This is a genomic window from Ferrimonas balearica (genome assembly GCF_019802055.1).
Classification (GTDB): Bacteria; Pseudomonadota; Gammaproteobacteria; order Enterobacterales; family Shewanellaceae; genus Ferrimonas; species Ferrimonas balearica_A.
The window spans coordinates 311940-331045 of the sequence record NZ_JAHVHW010000007.1 but is presented as its reverse complement, the minus strand read 5'-3'; the positions used below and the strand labels follow the sequence as shown (position 1 = coordinate 331045).

Genomic DNA, 19106 nt, shown 5'->3' with positions numbered 1-19106 from the left:
CAAACAACAAGGCTTTAACGTATGCCATCACAACGATAAGAACGGGCTGCAATAGTCCGATGGCCGCGCATCACTGCAAGGGGTCTACGCGGTAACAGGCAACAACGAGGTATGGCAATGACAACACAAGACTGGTGGCGAGGCGCCGTGATCTATCAGGTCTATCCGCGCAGCTACGCCGACACCAATGGCGACGGCGTGGGGGACCTGCCCGGAATCATCGCTAAATTGGACCACATCGCCAGCCTTGGGGTGGACGCCATCTGGATCTCCCCCTTCTTTAAATCCCCGATGGACGATTTCGGTTACGACATCAGTGATTACCGGGATGTGGACCCGCTGTTTGGCTCCCTGGCCGATTTCGACATCCTGCTGGCCCGTGCCCATGAGCTTGGCCTGAAGGTGATGATCGATCAGGTGCTCAGCCACACCTCCGCGCAACACGACTGGTTCCTGCAGAGCCGTGAAAGCCGCACCAACGACAAATCCGACTGGTATGTCTGGGCTGACGCCAACCAGGACGGTACCCCGCCGAACAACTGGCTCTCCATCTTCGGGGGCGGCGCCTGGCAGTGGGAACCCCGCCGCCAGCAGTACTACCTGCACAACTTCCTCGCCAGCCAGCCGGATCTGAACTTCCATAACCCGGACGTTCAGCAGGCGGTGCTGGACAACGTGGAGTTCTGGCTGGCCAAAGGGGTGGATGGTCTGCGCCTGGACGCCATCAACTTCTGCTTCCACGATGCCCAGTTGCGTGACAACCCGGCCAAACCGGTGGAAGCGCGTCAGGGCCGGGGGTTCTCTGAGGACAACCCCTACGCCTTCCAGTACCACTACTACAACAACACCCAGCCGGAGAACCTGCCGTTCCTCGAGCGTCTGCGTGCGCTGATGGACCGCTACCCGGGAACCGCTGCGCTGGGTGAGATCTCCTCTGAAGACTCCCTGGCCACCATGGCGGAGTACACCCAGGAGGGGCGGCTGCACATGGGGTACAGCTTTGAACTGCTGACCAACGACTACAGCGCCGGCTACATCCGCAGCACCGTGGAGACGCTGGAAGCCCGGGTGTCTGAGGGCTGGCCCTGCTGGTCCGTCAGCAACCACGACGTGGTTCGTGTTGCCACCCGCTGGGCCCAGGGCGAACCCAGTGACGCCCAGTGCAAGATGCTCACCGCCATGGTGTGCAGCCTGCGGGGCAGCGTCTGTCTCTATCAGGGTGAAGAGTTGGGCCTGCCGGAAGCGGAGATCCCGTTTGAACAGTTGCAGGACCCCTACGGCATCGCCTTCTGGCCCAACTTCAAAGGTCGCGATGGCTGCCGCACGCCGATGCCTTGGCAGAGTGAGGGGGAGCACGCGGGCTTCTCCGACGCCTCGCCCTGGCTGCCCATACCTGAGAGCCACCGCGCCCGCGCCGTATCCCAGCAGGATCGCGCTGCCGACTCGGTGCTCAACAGCTTCCGCCAGTTTATGAACTGGCGTAAGACCCAGCCGACTCTGATGGGAGGCAGCATTCAGTTTCTGGATGCCCCTGAGCCGGTGTTGCTGTTTGTCCGCGAGCAGGGGGACGAACGTCTCCTGTGCGGATTTAACCTGGGCGATAAGCCCGTCTCCCTCAACATTGAGCAACTCGGTTCTGCTCATACCGTACTGTCGGATCACGGTCTCCGTGAGGCTCAACGCGAAGGCAACGTGCTCGCCTTCCCGCCGTACGGGATTTTCTTTGCTCGCTTGGCTTAAGCCACTTTATGGCCCGCATGATGCGGGCCTTTTTTTGGCTCATCGCAGACCTTCGGAGGAATGCAGCTTTAAGGTTCCGGTATCCGTTTTTCGCGCTTTATGCCCCGTTTTGGAAAGGGTCTCGCACATTCGTAGCGTGGGCTTTGAGCCCACGGTTATGGTGCCTCGAATCTGACGCAGCCCGTGGGCTGTAAGCCCACGCTACAAGAAAGCAACGTGCTCGCCTTCCCGCCGTACGGAATTTTCTTTGCTCGCTTGGCTTAAGCCACTTTATGGCCGGTTTGGAAATGGTGTCGCACTCTCGCAGCATGGGCTTTGAGCCCACGGTTATGGTGCCTCGAATCTGACGCAGCCCGTGGGCTGTAAGCCCACGCACGGGGAGAGGTGAGGAAGCGTCGGATTTTTGGTCGCTTTTTCGGCCCTTTTCTATTCTTATGGAGTTAGCCCTGAGTCACAGGACCTCGGGGCCACACTTTGGGGGAGTGGTGTGACTGGCCGTATTACCTGCATGCTGCTTGTGCCTGCGCTGTTAAGTGCACCGGTACAGGCTGATCTGCCTGACACGGATCCGCTGATTGAAACCTGCGGGCTGGACCCCCAGTACCAGTTCATCAGTCACAATGTGTTTGACCCCACCCTGCCCGGCTACACCTGGGTACACCGCTTTGCCAACCAACTGCATATCACCACCCGTCCGGTCACTCTGGAGAACGAAGTTGTCGGTTTTACTCCCTGCGAAGAGGATGTGGACGACCTGTACGAACTGGAGCGCTACCTCCGCAGCCGCCCTTACCTCAGGGACGCCAGCGTCAAAGAGCGGATCGACAAGGAGGGTGAGCGCACCATTGAGGTGGAAACCTGGGATACCTGGTCGCTGTTGCCCACCATCAGTTTCTCCCGCGAAGGGGGCGAGAATTCAGGCTCCTTCGGCATCAAGGACAGCAACTTTCTCGGACTGGGCATCGATACCGAGTTGCTCTACTTCAGCAACTACGAACGCACCGGCTACGTGCTGGACCTGAAAACGCCCCTGTTTCTGAAGCAGAACCTCAAGCTGGCAATGACACTGGCGGACACCGATGATGGCCGTCAGGTGGCCTTTGCGCTGTCCCGCCCCTTTGTGTCGCAGGACACCCGGCACGCCTGGGGGGTGTCGTTCAATGACCAGAAGCGGGAGGAGAGCATCCGCCAGGGCAACGGTCAGGTGAACGAGTTCGCCCGCGATGCTTTGCAGTATCAGGCCTGGTTTGGCTGGTCAGCGGGAGAGCAGGACAACACCGTCTGGCGCTATCAGGTTGGCTTTACCCGCGATGAGTCCCTATTCAGCCCCATTGAGGAGACGGTGCTGCTTCCGGAGGACCGGGACCAGCTCTCCGGCTGGTTTCGCCTGAGCCTGCATCAGGACCAGTTCACCAAGCGCACCAACGTGTTTCTGATCAACAGCTTTGAAGACATCAATCTTGGGCTGGATGCCGCCCTGAGGATGGGCTGGGATACTCAGGTTGGCGGCTTCACCAGTGATGGGCACCTGGCCTTTGGTTCTGAACTTCACGACTCTCTGCTCTGGCTTAGCCATATGGGGGGCGAACTGGAAGAGCGGGAGGACGGTGATGTGCGGATAAGAGGGCATTGGCGCAATGAGTTGTTCTTCCGTCTTACCGAACCGGTGCGGCTCTATGCCAAGGCGGAGGTGAGCGGGGCGGAGAACGAGTATGTCGATAACCCTGTCACTCTGGGGGGCGACACCGGATTGCGTGGCTACCCACTGCAGTACCAACACGGAAGCTGGAACTGGCTGACCAGCATTGAAACCCGCTACTACCCCGATGTCACCGTGTTTCAACTGGCCGAGTTAGGTGGCGCCCTGTTCTACGATGTGGGTCGCAGCTATGGCGACAGCCCCTATCCCGGCAACCCTCAGGGTGCATTGCAGAGTGTGGGCATCGGCATGCGTTTCTACCTGTCCCACACCGGAAGTCGCAATGTGGTGCATGTGGACTTTGCCCGCCCCATTACCGATGACCGGGAGGTGAATCGGTGGGAATGGCGGGTGGACGTAAAACAGCATTTCTAAACGCACCCAGCTTCCAGAGGCCCCACAAAAAAAAGCCCCGCAGAGCGGGGCAAAACAAGGTTAGGGAAGGGAAGCAGAAAACGGATCAGGCGACCTCACGAACGCCGCTGAGTACCTGATGCCACGCATTCAGGTAGAGGTCGGTGGATTGCTGGGACAGGCGGGCAATGCGCTTCTGCTCCAGCTCGGTAAGGGGTTGCTCCTTGGCACGACGCTCCAGGTTCTGGATCTGCTCATAGATGTCGTGCTCAGCGCCGTTCTTGATCGCCGCGATGGGGGCCAGGTGGATCTGCACTTCGGCCACCATATCGCTTTGCGGCAGGCGCACCAGCAGGTTGAGGTCACGGTAGCCATTGGCCTTGGGCTGCTTAAAGCGGTTCTTTACCGCTACCACTTCCACCCGGGACTCCAGCTGCTCATAGGCGGTAACCAGAGAGCCGATGTCCTCTGCCACCAGGCTGGTGCGGGCCAGGTCGGTCAGACGGCTTACATCACCATCCAGTTCACCCTCCAGCTTGGCTTCGGCGCGATTGCGGCTTTTGATGCCAGGTAACACCGCTTCGGTGTCACTGATAAACGCCACATGGCGGGTCAACTGCACCAGTTCAAACTGGGCCGCATTGGCTTGACGGTAGAGGTCATCAAAATCGGTGTGGGGTTGGAGAGCCCGGTCGGTACGCTTGGGGGAGATGGCGAACAGATCTTTCAGGTCGCGGTAGAAGCGCTGGCTATTGGACTGAACATAGGCCGTGGTGGACAGGTTGGTCACGGCGCCCGTCTGGGGCATTGCCATGGCACCTGGGGCCCGGCTGACCATAAAGAGCACCAGGGCCGTTTGCAGAAGCTTGAACATTCAGACTCCTTGTTGATCGTGCCACCCGAGGTGGCTTGGGTTTCAGCCGCCCTCAATGGCGACCTAACCCGATGGAGTCTCAGCTTACGTGTACGGTTCCGGTAAGGCTGCTAAAACCGTCACGAACATCAGATTGCGTACAGGTTTGTGATGGCAGGACGGCATTATTGGCCCACAGAGTGAAGCTCGTCACATTTCAATCGTGTCGTAGCGTGGGCTGCTAGCCCACGTGCCTGACGGCTTTCGGGGCGTAAGCCGTGCGATGTAACCATACGACATTCGGGGGTGCCTTCCGTGGGCAGAATGCCCACGCTACGAAGACGCGGCCACACTCAATTTGGGGCGCACTTGCCGTGGGCAATGCCCACGCTACGACGATGCGGCCACACTCAACTTGGCGCGCTATCGCAGTGAAATGTAGCGTGGGCTTATAGCCCACGGTTCGCACTGAAAGCCCACGCCACGAAGACGCCCCAAAGGGCGTCTTCGCTTTCAGTCCCTGGAGCGATGGACGTTGTATCCCGATACGATGGCGTCCACGGAGTTCTGCTTAAAGCGAATGCCGCTCCACACCGCCATATAGACGTGAATGACCACAAAGATCATAAAGGCCCAGGTCAGGATATGGTGCCACTCCCGAACCGGCGCCATGCCGCCCATGATGCCGACAAACCATTCGGCAAACGGGTAGAGCGCTCCGCCCAGGCCGTCGTGGTAGACATGGGCATGCATCGCCAGACCGGACAGGCACATAAACACGATCACCAGCGTCAGGCCCAGGTAGGTCACGTACTGCAGGGGGCCATAGACGCCCGCCTTGTCCAGCTTCCCCTTCCAGAAGTAGGAGCGCAGCTGCCGTTTCCAGCTGTCCAGACTGACCACGTCACGGAAGGAGCGTCGCTCAATGTCGCTGCGGCTGAAGAAGTACAGGTACGCCCGGGCCACCGTAATGCCGACCAGCACAAAGCCGAACAGCAGATGCCCGGCCCGGACCCAACCCTGCTGCAGGTTGTCCGTGCCGCCATAGGGGGTGAGGAAAGGCCAGGCGATGTAGAACCCGGTGATCACCAAAACCACGATGGACAGTGCCCGCAGCCAGTGCATGATCCGAATCGCCGGACTGAACACATAGTCACGGGTGTACAGCGTCTTGGTTGTCATAGCCCCTCCTTAGGCGCCTTTCGGCCCAACCTGAAACTGGCCCAGATCCGCGCCCTTGAAGTCCATGACGTGTACGGAACACGCCATGCAGGGGTCAAAGGAGTGGATCACCCGGATCACCTCCAGCGGCTGCGTCGGGTCATCCAGCTTCAAGCCAATCAGTGAAGCTTCAAACGGGCCGATCTTGCCATTGGCGTCCACCGGGCCAGCATTCCAGGTGGTCGGCACCACCGCCTGATAGTTCTCGACCTTACCGCCCTTGATGCGAACCCAATGGCTCAGGGTGCCACGGGGCGCCTCAATGATGGCATGACCCTGATACTCCTTGTCCGGGTCCATCTCCGGTTGGGTAAAGGTGCTCTTGTCCACTGCCAGATTGCTGACCAGCGCCTCGAAGGTTTCCATACCGGCTTTGGAGATCAACATATTCTGGATCAAACGGCCCGCAGTGCGCCCCAGCGTGGTAAACAGCGCCTCAACCGGAAGGCCGGTGTCGCTCAGGAAACTGTCCACCGCCTCCACCACGCGGGGGTTGCCCTGGGCGTAGTTCACCAGCAGACAGGCCAGCGGCCCCACTTCAATCGGCTCGCCGTCGTAACGGGGAGACTTCACCCAAGAGTACTTGCCGTTAACGTCCAGGGTCGGCAGCTCTCCATGCAGGGTCTGTGCGGTTTTGAAGCCGGTGTAGTTGGGCTCGGTGCGGCCCTCGTAGGGGTGCAGAGCCGGGCCGTCCTGGTACCAGGAGTGGGTGACGTCCTCTTTGATCAGGCTGGGGTCCAGCGGCTTCACATTGCTGAGATCGCCATTCAGAATCACACCATCCTGGAACAGGTACTCGCCATTGCCCAGCGGGAAGTCACGGCAGGTCAGGAAGCTGGTAACTCCCACGCCGCCCAGTACCGTCGGCTCTGAGCGGTAGGCATCCGCCGCCATCTTGATGTCCGGCAGGTAGGCGCGCTCGATAAAGTCATGCACCTGGGCGTGTTTGGTTTTCCACTCCTGCAGACGGGCCGGATTGAGCAGATCACGTACGGAGGTCACCCCCCCCACCACGATGGACTGAGGGTGCGGTGACTTGCCGCCGAAGATCGCCATCATCTCTGCCGCTACCCGCTGGATCTCCAGCGCTTTCAGGTAGTGGGAGACCGCAATCAGATTCTGCTCCGGCGTCAGCTTGTAAGTGGGGTTGCCCCAGTAGCCGTTGGCGAACGGGCCCAGCTTGCCGGTTGCCACCAGCTTGGCCACCCGCTCCTGCACCGCGCGCAGGTCCCCTGCCCCAGCCGCAATCGGTTTGTCGGTCCAGCGCAACGCCTCCTCGGCGGCCGCTTCCGGATCCGCCGACAGCGCCGAGACGATGTCCACCCAGTCCAGGGCATGCAGATGGTAGAAGTGCACCAGGTGATCGTGCAGGAACAGCGCCACCTGGATCAGGGTGCGAACGTACTGGGCGTTGGGCGGGATCTTCACCCCCAACGCGTTCTCCACCGCCTCGGTACCGCAGCGGTAATGGGAGGAGGTGCAGACACCACAGATGCGCTGAACCAACAGGCCTGCGTCCATGGGGCTGCGCCCTTTCATGATCACCTCAATGCCCCGCCACAGAGTGGAGGAGGACCAGGCCTGAGTGATCACATTATTCTCATCCACCTCGACCTCAACCCGCAGGTGACCTTCGATGCGGGTAATGGGATCGACAACAACACGCTTACTCATCGCCCTGCTCCTTCTCGTCCTTGGCAAATACGCTGGCAACGGCATGGGCGCCGATGCCGGCCACGGTCAGCCCCAATACGGTGCCACCAATGAAATCCACGGTTTTATCCAGGCTGTGCAACTCCCGGCGACCCAGGGGTTTTTCAAAGTCCGCCATGGTGTCCCAGAAGTTGGGCTCGGAGCAGCCGATGCAGCCGTGCCCGGCCAGAACCGGCCAACTGGTGTGGTGGTTAAATCGCTCGGTGGGGCAGTTGTTGTAGGTGTAGGGCCCTTTGCAGCCCATTTTGTAGAGACAGTAGCCGTCCTCGGCGCCCTCATCCCCGAAGGTTTCCACAAACTCACCGGCATCAAAGTGGCCGCGACGTTCGCAGTTGTCGTGCACCCGGGCGCCATAGGCCCACTTGGGACGGTTAAACATATCCAGCGGCGGCAGCTTGCCGAACATGATGAAGTACATCAGGGTGCCCACGATGTTCTTCTCGCTGGGCGGGCAACCCGCCAGGTTGACCACCGGCTGATGAATCACCTTATCCACCCCCTTGGCACCGGTCGGGTTCGGTGCCGCCGCCTGCACGCCGCCGAAGGAGGCGCAGGTGCCGACCGCAACGATGGCCGCAGCGTTTTGCGCAGTCTCATGCACCATCTCCAGGCCGGTGTGGCCGTGAGGGCCGATGGTCAGGAAGTGGCCGCCATTGGCGGTTGGGATCGCACCCTCCACCGCCAGCAGATACTGGCCTGCGTAGGTCTCTTTGGCCTCTTTCAGCCGCGCTTCCGCCTGCCAGCCGGACCCGGCCATCAGGGTTTCGTGATACTCCAGCGAGATGTAATCGAAAATCAGAGTATCCACCGTCGGGGTATCACCCCGGATCAGCGACTCCGAACAGCCGGTACACTCCGCCATATGCAGCCAGATAAGCGGAACCCGGTCAGCCACTTCCGCGGCTTTGGCCACCATGGGGGCAAACTGCATCGGCAGTGCCAGGGTGCTGGCCGTCACGGCAGACCACTTCATAAAGTCACGGCGGCTGATCCCGGCCGCGTCCAGCTTTTCGTTCAGCGGTGTTTCTTTTACCGCAGCCTGTCTGGCCAGGCTCTCAAGACGCGACTCGCACCGCGCCATCAATGCTTGATAATCGGACATGGCATCCTCCTTGATGTGCGTCAGCGGGAACTCAACGACGCTTAAATCGTTGCCAGCCAATCACCAGGGCTACGGCAACCAGCAGCATCAGCATCACGTCCCAGGCGTGATGGAACAGACCCAGCCCACCATGCCCCGGATGGGCATAGGCCAGAGACGGGAGCAAGCCCAAAAGCAGTGCGATGCGGTTTTTCATTGTTCTCTCCTTGAGCATCGAAACATCCACAGGGCACCAGTGAACGTCGGCTCGGAAGCGATTGGCGAAGGAGGAAGAGGGGCTGGATAGGAATTGGGAGACAGCGTCGCCAGGGTCAAAGCGCGCGTCTCAAACAGGATGCCCTTCCCTGGCTAACCGTCCACTGAGTACGTTGACTGGTGTCACAAAGCGGCGAGCCTAAAAGAGTCAAAAGGTGACTTCAATCACCCATCGGAGCATTTATTGATCTGAATCACCCTCATGTTAAAAAGAGTGTGTTAGGGATAGAGCATCAGTGGCTAATTAATTGTTTTAGTTGAACTTTAAAGCAAACCCGCTAACGAAAGTCGTATTGATTTCACCAGTCAAATGACACTAAAGGCCAGGTATCACCTATCGGCCCCCTTATCCGGGCAAAGCTCCGTTCAGGTACCATCAGCGGCTAATTCTGACATCTCCATCGGCAACTGCCGGTTTTCATGGGGCAAGCTCAAGGCGATTCAATTCTTTTTACTCAACCCCCGACCAAGCAATTCTTGTCTACACTTCATTACCTAGTCTGCAAGGATGTTGTGCAGTGGCAGGGTGCCGACCAAAGTCGTTTGATGATGACAGACGAATCGTGGGTATCCGACTGCATAACACGCTATCTCTCTGATCCCCTTCGCTTCGTTTAAGCCGCCCGGTTTTTCATAGGGAGGCACCATCATCGCCATCACGTATTTCTCATTCTGCCGAGGTAGAGAAAATGGCGACTGGACGAGCAGTGATAGTAACGATCGTGATGACATTCAGCCTGTGCCTTGCAGCACAGGAAAATCGCGACACTTTCTGGTTTTCCCCACTGGCACCGAGTTTTGGGACGATTGAGCTGGGCATTCTGGCGGATGATAACGATGAGTTTGTGCCGCTTGAGGCAGTGACACCGTTCTGGTTGCGGCATCGACATCCGCATAAACGCCAGCAAAGCAACGCCTTCGCCCCCCATATTGAGCAAGCCGTACGCATACTGACCGCAGTCCAGGCCGCCGGCAACCCGGCATCTTCGCCTCTGGTCAGTTCCGACGACATCATCATTATCCGGCCCTCGCCCATCACCGATGAGCCACTCCCCCCTGCCACAAACCCAGAGAGCCCGATTCAATACGGTGGCGTCGCAAACTGGACCTTTAAACCCATTGAGGTTCGTCATCACCGTCCAAGTCCTCAATATGCCGCCCGCTTTCTCCAGCAAGCCACCTTTGGCGCCCGTCCTGGAGATATCGAACGGGTACAGGAGATGGGAATAAAAGAGTGGTTACGCTGGCAACGCGATCTGGCGCCAAGTGAGCACCTGCCACTAATGCTTCAATGGCAACAGCCGGGAAGTTCTCCATTCCAACGCCAGGTGGATCGGGCCGATGTCTGGTGGCATCACGCCCTATATGGAGAGGATCAACTCAGACAGAGGATGGCGTTCGCCTTAAGTCAGATATTGGTAGTCTCCAGGTACCATGGAACACTTGGCAACTCACCAAATGTTATGGGGCAATATTATGACCTGCTCTCTCACCACGCCCTAGGCAACTATCGGGATCTGCTTAAAGCCGTCACCCTCAGCCCCGCCATGGGCACTTACCTTTCGATGATGGGCAACCAAAAGGCCGACCCAACAAAGAACCGCTTTCCCGATGAGAACTACGCCCGAGAAGTGATGCAGTTGTTCAGTATCGGCTTGCACCAACTGCATGCCGATGGCACACCACAGCGCGATGCCAACGGCAATCTAATCCCCACTTACCGCCAAACGGATATTGAAGCCTTGGCCCGGGTCTTTACCGGCTGGTATGTCCCCGGACTCTGTGTTGCGAGCGCCTGCGACACCAATCCTGACTGGTTTGTCCCGATGCAACTGGATGAAACCCGTCATGACAGCGATGAAAAATGGATACTGGGAGAGTATTTCCCCGCCGGGCAGGACGCTGAACAGGATCTTGAGCAAGCGATCGACCTGCTGTTTAACCACCCCAACACCCCCGCCTTTATCAGTCATCAGCTGATACAGCGACTGACCCATTCCAATCCCAGCCCTCGATATGTCGAGCGGGTGGCCAACCGGTTCCGCGATAATGGCAAAGGCGTCAGAGGCGACCTGTTTGCCGTCGTGCAGGCAATACTGCTGGATAAGGAAAATGTCTTTAAATTGACCGGCGAACCCCGCAAAGTGCGTGAACCGCTGGTGGCCATGGCCTCACTGGCCCGGGCCCTGGATATGACGGTGAGTGGAGAGCGGATGCTGGACTATTTCAAGAGCTATTCCGCCTATGGTCAGGCCCCCTTGGCAGCCCCTTCGGTATTTAACTTTTTCCGACCGGACTACAGTCAGGGCAACGTAGAGGCAAACGGCCAGGTTGCCCCAGAGCTGGAGATCATCACCTGGAATACATTTGTTGAGTTTAATAATCGACTTTGGAAGGTAGTCCGAAGCCATGGCAACGCTCCGGTAGGCGCCCTATTTTACGCCAGCAATGATATGGCATCCCTTCTGGCGGATCCGGACGCCTATCTAGACTGGATAGATACCTATCTGTTTGCTTACAGAATGCCGATGGCTTTGCGTGGCACCATTCTTGACCACCTCAATGCCATTCCTGCCAGCCAACTGAATCGACGCATTCAGGAACCTCTCTATCTGGCGGTCTCTTCTCCCGAATTCTTGTTGCAGGAGTAAGCTATGGAGCGCAGAGAACTGTTGAAAGCGATGCTGGCGGGTGCTGGCGCAGCGATGCTGCCCCGCTACGCAATGAGTGCCGGTGGCAGTGATTATCGTGCCCTTGTCGGCATATTCCTGTTGGGAGGGAATGACGCCTACAACACGGTGATCCCTTCCGGCGTTAACGGCTACAGCGAGTACAGGGCGGCCCGCACCGATATGGCGCTGGCACAGTCCAGCTTGCTGACGCCGGGACTGACGACCCCCTCAGTGGGTGAACTGGGTCTGCACCCGGGACTGAGTGAGTTGGCCTCGCTCTTTGAGATGGGCGATGCTGCGGCGCTGCTGAACACCGGTACCCTGATGGCGCCAGTGACCAAGGCGCAGATCAGTGATGGCAGTGCGGAGCTGCCCGAGTTTCTGTTCTCCCACAACAGCCAACAGAACCTGGCGGAAAGCGGTACTGCCCTGCCCCGGAACCTGCACGGTTGGGGGGGACGCCTGATGGCTTCATTAGAACAGGGCCAAAGCGATGTCGCTCCCCTGTACTCATTCAACGGCAACCGCAAATGGCTGCGTGGCGAGCTTGGCAACAACCTGCTAAATGCGGGCAATATCCCGAAACTCTGGGCTCTCACTAACCAGGAGCGACTCAAAGGTTACGAAAACGTGCAGTCGATTAAACGAGGCGCCCCGATGGCAATGGAGCTGCGCACCATTATGCACCGGGCACTCAACAACAGCACCGTACTGAGCGATGTACTGAGCCGTTTTCCGGCCATGGGCAGCTACCCCGAGGGCAATCGCCTCGCCAACCAATTAAAAACCGTCGAGTCCCTGATACAGGCAAATGCCGAACTGGGACAAGGCCGACAAGTGTTTCTTGTAGCGCTGGGTGGCTTTGACACCCACGCGAACCTGCTGAGTAAACATGACGAACTGATGAGAACCTTCAGCCAGGCCGTTGGGGCATTCCAGAGGGCGATAAACCAACTTGGGCTGGGACAGAATGTCACCACCTTTACCATGTCGGACTTTGGAAGACGCCTGACCAGCAATGGCAGTGGCACGGATCACGGCTGGGGTGGGCATCAACTGGTGTTTGGGGGAGCGGTACGGGGTGGAATCTACGGTGCCTGGCCCTCACTGGCACCGGACAGCAGTGATCACTACAGCCTGGGGCGGGTTATCCCAACGACCGCGACAGATCAGGTTTCTGCGACTTTGTGTCAATGGATGGGGTTGGAGGAGAGCGCGTTGTTCCCGCTGTTCCCGAACCTGTCAGCCTTCAGCCAGCCAACTCTCGGGTTTATGGCTTAATCCCCCAAAAGAAATTTCAGATTTCAGGCGCCGGAACCGCGCCTGAAATCTGTATTTCGGCTCAGTCGTTGCCAAACAGGTCGCGGGTGTAGACCTTATCTGCGACATCCTGGATATCGTCGGTGAGTCGGTTGGCCACGATCACGTCGGAAACCCGTTTGAACTCCTCCAGATCACGAATGACGCGTGAGTTGAAGAAGTGCTCTTCTTCCATAACCGGCTCGTACACCACCACCTCAATGCCCTTCGCCTTAATCCGCTTCATCACCCCCTGGATTGAGGAGGCACGGAAGTTGTCGGAGCCGGCCTTCATGATCAAGCGGTGCACACCCACCACTTTCGGCTTTTTGGCGATGATGGCGTCGGCGACGAAATCTTTGCGGGTGCGGTTGGCATCAACAATGGCGGAGATGATGTTGTTGGGCACATTCTCGTAGTTGGCGCGCAACTGCTTGGTGTCCTTGGGCAGACAGTAGCCGCCGTAACCAAAGCTGGGGTTGTTGTAGTGATTACCGATACGTGGGTCGAGGCACACGCCTTCGATGATCTGGCGGGTATTCAGGCCCTGCGCTTCGGCGTAGGAGTCCAGTTCATTGAAGAAGGCGACACGCAGCGCCAGGTAGGTGTTGGAAAACAGCTTAACCGCTTCCGCTTCAGTGGAATCGGTAAAGAGTACCGGGATGTCCTGCTTCTCTGCGCCTTCGACCAGCAACCGGGCAAAGGTTTCCGCCCGCTCGGAGCGTTCTCCCACGATGATTCTCGACGGGTAGAGGTTGTCGTACAGGGCCTTGCCCTCACGAAGAAACTCAGGAGAGAAGATCAGGTTGTCACAGCCCAGACGCTGCTTAATATCCCGGGTATAGCCTACCGGCACCGTGGATTTGATCACCATCACCGCTTCTGGGTTGATGGCCAACACATCCTGAATTACGGCTTCAACGGTGCGGGTATTAAAGTAGTTGGTTTGAGGATCGTAATCCGTGGGGGTAGCAATCACGACAAACTGCGCGCCTTCGTAAGCCTCCTGCTTATTCAGGGTGGCTCGCAGGTTCAGCGGACGGTTTGCCAGGTAGTCTTCGATTTCAGCATCGGCAATGGGCGACCGTTTCTCGTTGAGGCACTTCACTTTCTCGGCAACAACATCCAGCGCCACCACTTCGTTGTGCTGAGCCAGCAGCACCGCATTGGACAGGCCGACATAGCCAGTACCAGCAATCGCAATTTTCATCTAACGACTTCCAACTTTAAACGCTAAAACCGGGACAAGCCCGGTCTATCAACATGGCAACCATCTTACCAACGGCCGCATCCCGTCAACAAACTTAAACGGCAGTTTGAGTCCTCATAATGACAGGACGATCAATTATGCCGCTCGTAGATTGCGTCGCGTGGGCTTGTAGCCCACGGGCCATATCTCATTCAGTGCACGCCAGCCATGGGCTGAAAGCCCACGCTACGATTGGGTGGCATACGTCATTGGGCGCGCGCCATCCTGGAGCCCGATACGTGGGTAAGGGGCAATAAAAAAGCGCCTCTTGGGCGCTTTTTTCTGTTCAACGACTTGGCGGTTACGCCAGTGTCTTCAGGTGTGCTCGCATCGCTTCACCCATCTCCGGGTGGCGCAGTGCGTACTCCACATTGGCTTTCATATAGCCCAGCTTGTCACCACAGTCGTGGGAGCCACCGGTCATATGGAACGCCTCAACCACCTGATCATCCATCAACATGGCGATGGCGTCGGTCAGTTGAATCTCATCACCGGCCCCGGCAGGAGTGCGTGCCAAAAGCGGCCAAATCTGTTCGGACAGCACATAGCGTCCCACTACCGCCAGATTAGAGGGCGCTTCCTCAATAGCAGGCTTCTCCACCACCTGGGTCATTGGTGCCGCTTCGCCCGGCGCCAGTTCTACGCCCTGACAGTCTGCAACACCATACTTGCTGACTTCCGACATCGGTACCGGCTCTACCATCACCTGACTTCTTCGGGTCTCGATAAAGCGATGCTTCATCGCCGCGAGATTCTCAGAAGACTGATCCGCAGTGAATTCATCCAGAATCACGTCCGGTAATACCACGGCAAAGGGGTTCGGCCCAACCAGAGGTTGCGCGCAAAGAATGGCGTGACCCAGACCCTTTGCGATGCCCTGACGCACATGCATGATGGTAACGTCTTTAGGGCAGATGCTTTGCACCTCATCCAGCAGCTGACGTTTTACCCGCTTTTCCAGCGTGGCTTCCAGTTCGAAGCTGGTATCAAAGTGGTTTTCGATGGCATTTTTGGAGGCATGAGTCACCAGAATGATCTCTTTGAAGCCCGCCGCCACACACTCATTCACGATGTACTGGATAAGGGGTTTATCCACCAAGGGCAGCATCTCTTTTGGAATCGCCTTGGTAGCAGGCAGCATACGGGTTCCCAGACCCGCTACTGGAATCACGACTTTTTGCAAGCTCATGAATATGGATACCTATGTTGCTGTTGCCGACAAACTGTCAGCTTAAATTGTTCGTTACTTTCTAGACCGGCTGACACCGGGGCTCAAAATACCGCAAAGCGAATGGCAATATGCTAACCGCTGTCCGCCTTAATGTCAGAGGTTTCATCCCAAAAAATCATACCAACCGTCGTATGCGCACCACATTGGTGAGCAAGTCGGTGCATCATCAGACAGACTTTTCTTACAAAGTGGCCACTGAGGATGATTCAACCAAAATTCCAGCTAACGCACTGAGCTGAATTAACTTTCTTTGTCACATTACGACACTATCAGCTTGCAGCACCCGCAATGTTTCGTTACGGTTAACCCGGGTATTATCTGGCGTTACTCACTTAGGCACATAATGTGCCAAAACGACAATAAATCGGTTTTTGCCCGATAACTTAGTGGAGCGCAGCGATGAGCGAATGGTTAGAGATAATCATCATCGTCTCGGCCACACTAATCCCTCTGGTGATTAAGTTGGTTCGAGCGCCGTCCCATTGGGACTGAAGCACTCCAGGGATGAACATCCATTATTTCGAAACGCGAGGAAGGGAGTTCCCGCTATTCGACACAGACGCAGAAAGTAAAAAGCCACCTACATCAAGGTGGCTTTTCTCTGTTATCGACGCTTAAAACCGATAACGAAGCAGGGTCGAGCCCCAACCAAACTTATCGCGCTTGAAGGGTACGGCTTCATTAATGCTGGTGTCGGTGCCCACGTAGTTCAACTCAACGCTCAGGGCCCAGTTTGGGCTGAGCTGGTATTCCGCTCCTGCACCCAGACCATACCCGTAAGCGGAGGTCTCCCGGTAGTAGCGAGCCGCACCACCATAAAAACCCAGCGCCCATCGGTCACTCACCTGGTATTTGAACTCACCGATCCGCCACATCAGCAGATTCCCGGAGTTACCCCAACTGGTGAGATCATCTGCCACCAACTCCAGGCCGGTTCCCAGACTCCAGCGCTCGTTGATCGGGCGCTCCACACCCACCTGCAGGTTGGGGCGGAAACTGGTGTCCGTATACTCCTCAGACTGGCTTCCGCCAGAGTTGGAGTGGTAGAAAACACTGCCGCCAACGCCAAGGTTGAAGTTCCAGGCTTGCTCAGCCATTACCGGGGCAGTGCCCAGCACCGCGAGCAGCGCAACCGCTGCACTGCGAATTACCATTGCCATATCAACTCACCCCGGAAAAAGCCTTCGTCATACACGTTTTTGCCACCATACAGGCGATAACCCCAGTCGTGTCCCCACGCTTTACCGAAGTAACGAACGTCCAGCTCACGACCAGTGCTGTAGGCCATTCTGCCGTAGTCTTCGTTCTCGATCTGGCGATAGGTGAACTCATACCGGGTTCCAAAACCACGCTGCCAGCCGAGTTTGACGACCTGAGCGCGCCCGCCGACACCATCACCAAACACACGGTCATTCGCGCCCCAGTGGCCCATACCGATGCCGTCATTGGTGTAGCCGTTCTTATAGATGTGGTGGGTGTACCAGGCGTTCTGCCACTCATTAAACTCGTAGAGGAAAGACCAATCTGCACCGCCTGCCCACTCCGGAAGGAAAGGAATATGGAGACCCGCTGACATCGCCAGGTTGCCCAAGCGCAGGTTGGAGTGGCCCGCGGTATCTTCACCGGCGTACTCCATCAAAATGGCGAAAGGCACTTCCCCACCAAAGTTCATCCGGCTGCTGATGGAAGCAATCTGGTTGCCGAATTCACAGGTGTCTGGCGGTCCATCGCAATCTATAGCTCCCGAGTTATCACTGCTGACCGGATCCCAGAAGGCATCCCAGATCGATCTCAGGTCAACCTCACGGGAGCCGCCACCAAACTGCATGGTGCGGTTGGCCGCCAGGGTCCAACCTTCGATGGGTTCTATGCTTAACTGAAATCCCAATAGGGCGGGACGTCCGGACTCCAGTTCATTGCCGTAAACGATGTTGTCAGTGTACTCGAGTCGGGAAACATAGACTTCATAGTGAAGGTTCCAGAGACTTTCAAATGCAACCGGGTTGCTGAACCCTACGGAGAAGGAGGGGCGGGCATTGGTGGACACCAGCATGGCGGACTCACTGAAGGGAGAGAGCCAGTGCTCACGATAGCCAATATCCACCTGAAAACTGTCCCAGCCCAGAGACAGGTAGGATCCCACCGGAATGATGTCACTGTCGGTGTCTGCCTGGGTTTGACCTGCCGCAGAATCCAGCGCCAGTCCGCCAACCGAAGCCACCAGCCAATCGTCATAACGATACTGGGCATTGATGGCAACGCGGTAGTTGGAGTCCAGACGCTCTCCCCGGGCATTTGGCATGACTTTACCGTTATCCGGATTGTCGGCCGCTGCCACGCCGACTTCGGCGTAGGTGATGCCCAGATCGGTTTCATAGCTCTCCAGGCCCTTGTCGATTTCGGCATATAGCGCAGGCCAGAGCTCTTTTACCTGCTCCAGGTGTTGGCGCACCTGGGTGACGTTATAGGGCTTGCGCATGGTCGGCAGGTTAGCCACCACCACCAATTGATCGATGCGTCCATTCAGGTAGCTGTCCTGCAACGACACGTAAGGCGAAGCCGCCTGGCCGGGTGTCGACAACAGCACCAATAAAACAGCGCTGGTAAGAATTAAACGTCTCAAGGTCAAATCCCCAAAACAAGTTCGGCGCGACTCTTCAGCCGCGCCAGCTCGTTGTCTTTAAGTACGTTACTACGTTTAATACCCATTTGGATTGTTCGATTGCCAGTTCCAACTGTCTCTGGCCATCTCCTCAACACCAAATCGGGCTTCCCATCCCAACTCATCCCGGGCTTTAGACGGATCGGCATAACAGGCGGCAATGTCACCAGGACGACGGGGCGCCACCACGTAAGGCACAGCCTTGCCACACGCAGCCTCGAAGGCCTTAACCATATCGAGAACGGAGTAGCCGCACCCGGTACCCAGGTTGTACGTCACCACACCTGGAGACTGGGTGAGTCTCTCCAGCGCCTTGAGGTGGCCTTGGGCCAGATCGACTACATGGATGTAATCACGAACTCCGGTTCCATCATGGGTATCGTAGTCGTTGCCAAACACCGACAGCGCTTCCCGCTTCCCCACAGCCACCTGACTGATAAAGGGCATCAGGTTATTGGGGATGCCGTTGGGGTCTTCACCAATCAACCCACTCGGGTGGGCACCAACCGGGTTGAAGTAGCGCAGAATGGCAACATTCCAGCGAGGCTCAGATACCGCCAGATCAACGAGAACCCGCTCCACCATATACTTGGAGGTGCCGTAAGGGTTGGTCGTGCCACCGATTGGCATCTCTTCTGAAATCGGCAAGGAGGCCGGGTCGCCGTAAACCGTCGCCGACGAAGAGAACACCAGATTAAACACGCCAGCTCGTGCCATCGCTTCGCACAGAACCAGTGTTCCGTTGACGTTGTTGTCATAGTAACGAAGGGGCTGAGCCACCGACTCACCCACCGCTTTCAAGCCCGCGAAATGGATCGCTGCATCAATGGGGTGCGCCTGGAAAATGGCATCCAGCAACGAGGCATCACGAATGTCACCCTGGTAGAAACGCACCGATTTTCCGGTAATCCGTTCAACACGCTTCAGGGCTTCTTCGGAGCTGTTACAGAGGTTATCGATAACCACCACCTCTGCGCCGCTCTCCAGCAGTTCGACAACGGTATGAGAACCAATATATCCGGCACCGCCGGTGACAAGGATCGCCATAATTTCAAC

Annotated in this window: 14 protein-coding genes; 4 read left to right on the top strand and 10 right to left on the bottom strand. The window is 57.4% G+C overall.

The window, feature by feature from the left end; all coding sequences use genetic code 11:
* The first annotated feature begins 117 nt into the window (after nucleotides 1-117).
* Together KUV52_RS09145 and KUV52_RS09140 are read left to right on the top strand one after the other, a co-directional pair.
* Nucleotides 118-1740, top strand: a complete 1623-nt coding sequence (locus KUV52_RS09145) for an alpha-glucosidase family protein (RefSeq protein WP_222525637.1) — start codon at nucleotides 118-120, stop codon at nucleotides 1738-1740.
* Nucleotides 1741-2227: 487 nt separating this feature from the next.
* Complete coding sequence (locus KUV52_RS09140; protein ID WP_222525636.1) at nucleotides 2228-3814, top strand: hypothetical protein; 1587 nt, start codon at nucleotides 2228-2230, stop codon at nucleotides 3812-3814.
* 85 nt (nucleotides 3815-3899) lie between these two features.
* Here KUV52_RS09140 and KUV52_RS09135 read toward each other — a convergent pair whose 3' ends face one another.
* From KUV52_RS09135 to KUV52_RS09115, 5 genes are all read right to left on the bottom strand, one after another.
* Entirely contained in the window at nucleotides 3900-4667 is a 768-nt protein-coding gene (locus KUV52_RS09135) for a hypothetical protein (RefSeq protein WP_222525635.1), read from the bottom strand.
* A 492-nt stretch (nucleotides 4668-5159) separates the two neighbouring features.
* Complete coding sequence (gene cybH, locus KUV52_RS09130) at nucleotides 5160-5828, bottom strand: Ni/Fe-hydrogenase, b-type cytochrome subunit (protein ID WP_222525634.1); 669 nt, start codon at nucleotides 5826-5828, stop codon at nucleotides 5160-5162.
* Nucleotides 5829-5837: 9 nt separating this feature from the next.
* On the bottom strand, nucleotides 5838-7541 hold the full coding sequence (locus KUV52_RS09125) for a nickel-dependent hydrogenase large subunit (protein ID WP_222525633.1): 1704 nt from the start codon (nucleotides 7539-7541) through the stop codon (nucleotides 5838-5840).
* A complete protein-coding gene (locus KUV52_RS09120; protein WP_222525632.1) occupies nucleotides 7534-8682 on the bottom strand; it encodes a hydrogenase small subunit in 1149 nt (382 codons plus the stop codon). The genes KUV52_RS09125 and KUV52_RS09120 overlap by 8 nt, the downstream gene beginning before the upstream one ends.
* A gap of 31 nt (nucleotides 8683-8713) precedes the next feature.
* Complete coding sequence (locus KUV52_RS09115) at nucleotides 8714-8878, bottom strand: hypothetical protein (protein ID WP_222525631.1); 165 nt, start codon at nucleotides 8876-8878, stop codon at nucleotides 8714-8716.
* A gap of 766 nt (nucleotides 8879-9644) precedes the next feature.
* Here KUV52_RS09115 and KUV52_RS09110 point away from each other — a divergent pair.
* Both KUV52_RS09110 and KUV52_RS09105 read left to right on the top strand, forming a co-directional pair.
* Nucleotides 9645-11588, top strand: coding sequence for a DUF1800 family protein (locus KUV52_RS09110; protein ID WP_222525630.1), 1944 nt, complete (start codon nucleotides 9645-9647; stop codon nucleotides 11586-11588).
* Between the two features lie 3 nt (nucleotides 11589-11591).
* Complete coding sequence (locus tag KUV52_RS09105; protein WP_222525629.1) at nucleotides 11592-12890, top strand: DUF1501 domain-containing protein; 1299 nt, start codon at nucleotides 11592-11594, stop codon at nucleotides 12888-12890.
* 61 nt (nucleotides 12891-12951) lie between these two features.
* On the opposite strand, the gene KUV52_RS09100 is transcribed toward KUV52_RS09105, so the two are convergent.
* The 5 genes from KUV52_RS09100 to galE form a co-directional block, all read right to left on the bottom strand.
* Nucleotides 12952-14118 (bottom strand): nucleotide sugar dehydrogenase, encoded by a 1167-nt coding sequence (locus KUV52_RS09100; RefSeq protein ID WP_222525628.1) that lies wholly within the window; start codon nucleotides 14116-14118, stop codon nucleotides 12952-12954.
* A 340-nt stretch (nucleotides 14119-14458) separates the two neighbouring features.
* The gene (galU, locus tag KUV52_RS09095) at nucleotides 14459-15346 is read right to left on the bottom strand and encodes a UTP--glucose-1-phosphate uridylyltransferase GalU (RefSeq protein WP_222525627.1); all 888 of its coding nucleotides are present in this window, start codon (nucleotides 15344-15346) and stop codon (nucleotides 14459-14461) included.
* Nucleotides 15347-16002: 656 nt separating this feature from the next.
* The gene (locus KUV52_RS09090) at nucleotides 16003-16548 is read right to left on the bottom strand and encodes an outer membrane beta-barrel protein (protein ID WP_222525626.1); all 546 of its coding nucleotides are present in this window, start codon (nucleotides 16546-16548) and stop codon (nucleotides 16003-16005) included.
* Nucleotides 16536-18011: a capsule assembly Wzi family protein gene (locus KUV52_RS09085; protein WP_222525625.1), complete on the bottom strand. Its 1476-nt coding sequence runs from the start codon at nucleotides 18009-18011 to the stop codon at nucleotides 16536-16538. The genes KUV52_RS09090 and KUV52_RS09085 overlap by 13 nt, the downstream gene beginning before the upstream one ends.
* 75 nt (nucleotides 18012-18086) lie before the next feature.
* Nucleotides 18087-19097: a UDP-glucose 4-epimerase GalE gene (gene galE, locus KUV52_RS09080; RefSeq protein ID WP_222525624.1), complete on the bottom strand. Its 1011-nt coding sequence runs from the start codon at nucleotides 19095-19097 to the stop codon at nucleotides 18087-18089.
* Nucleotides 19098-19106: the final 9 nt, after the last annotated feature.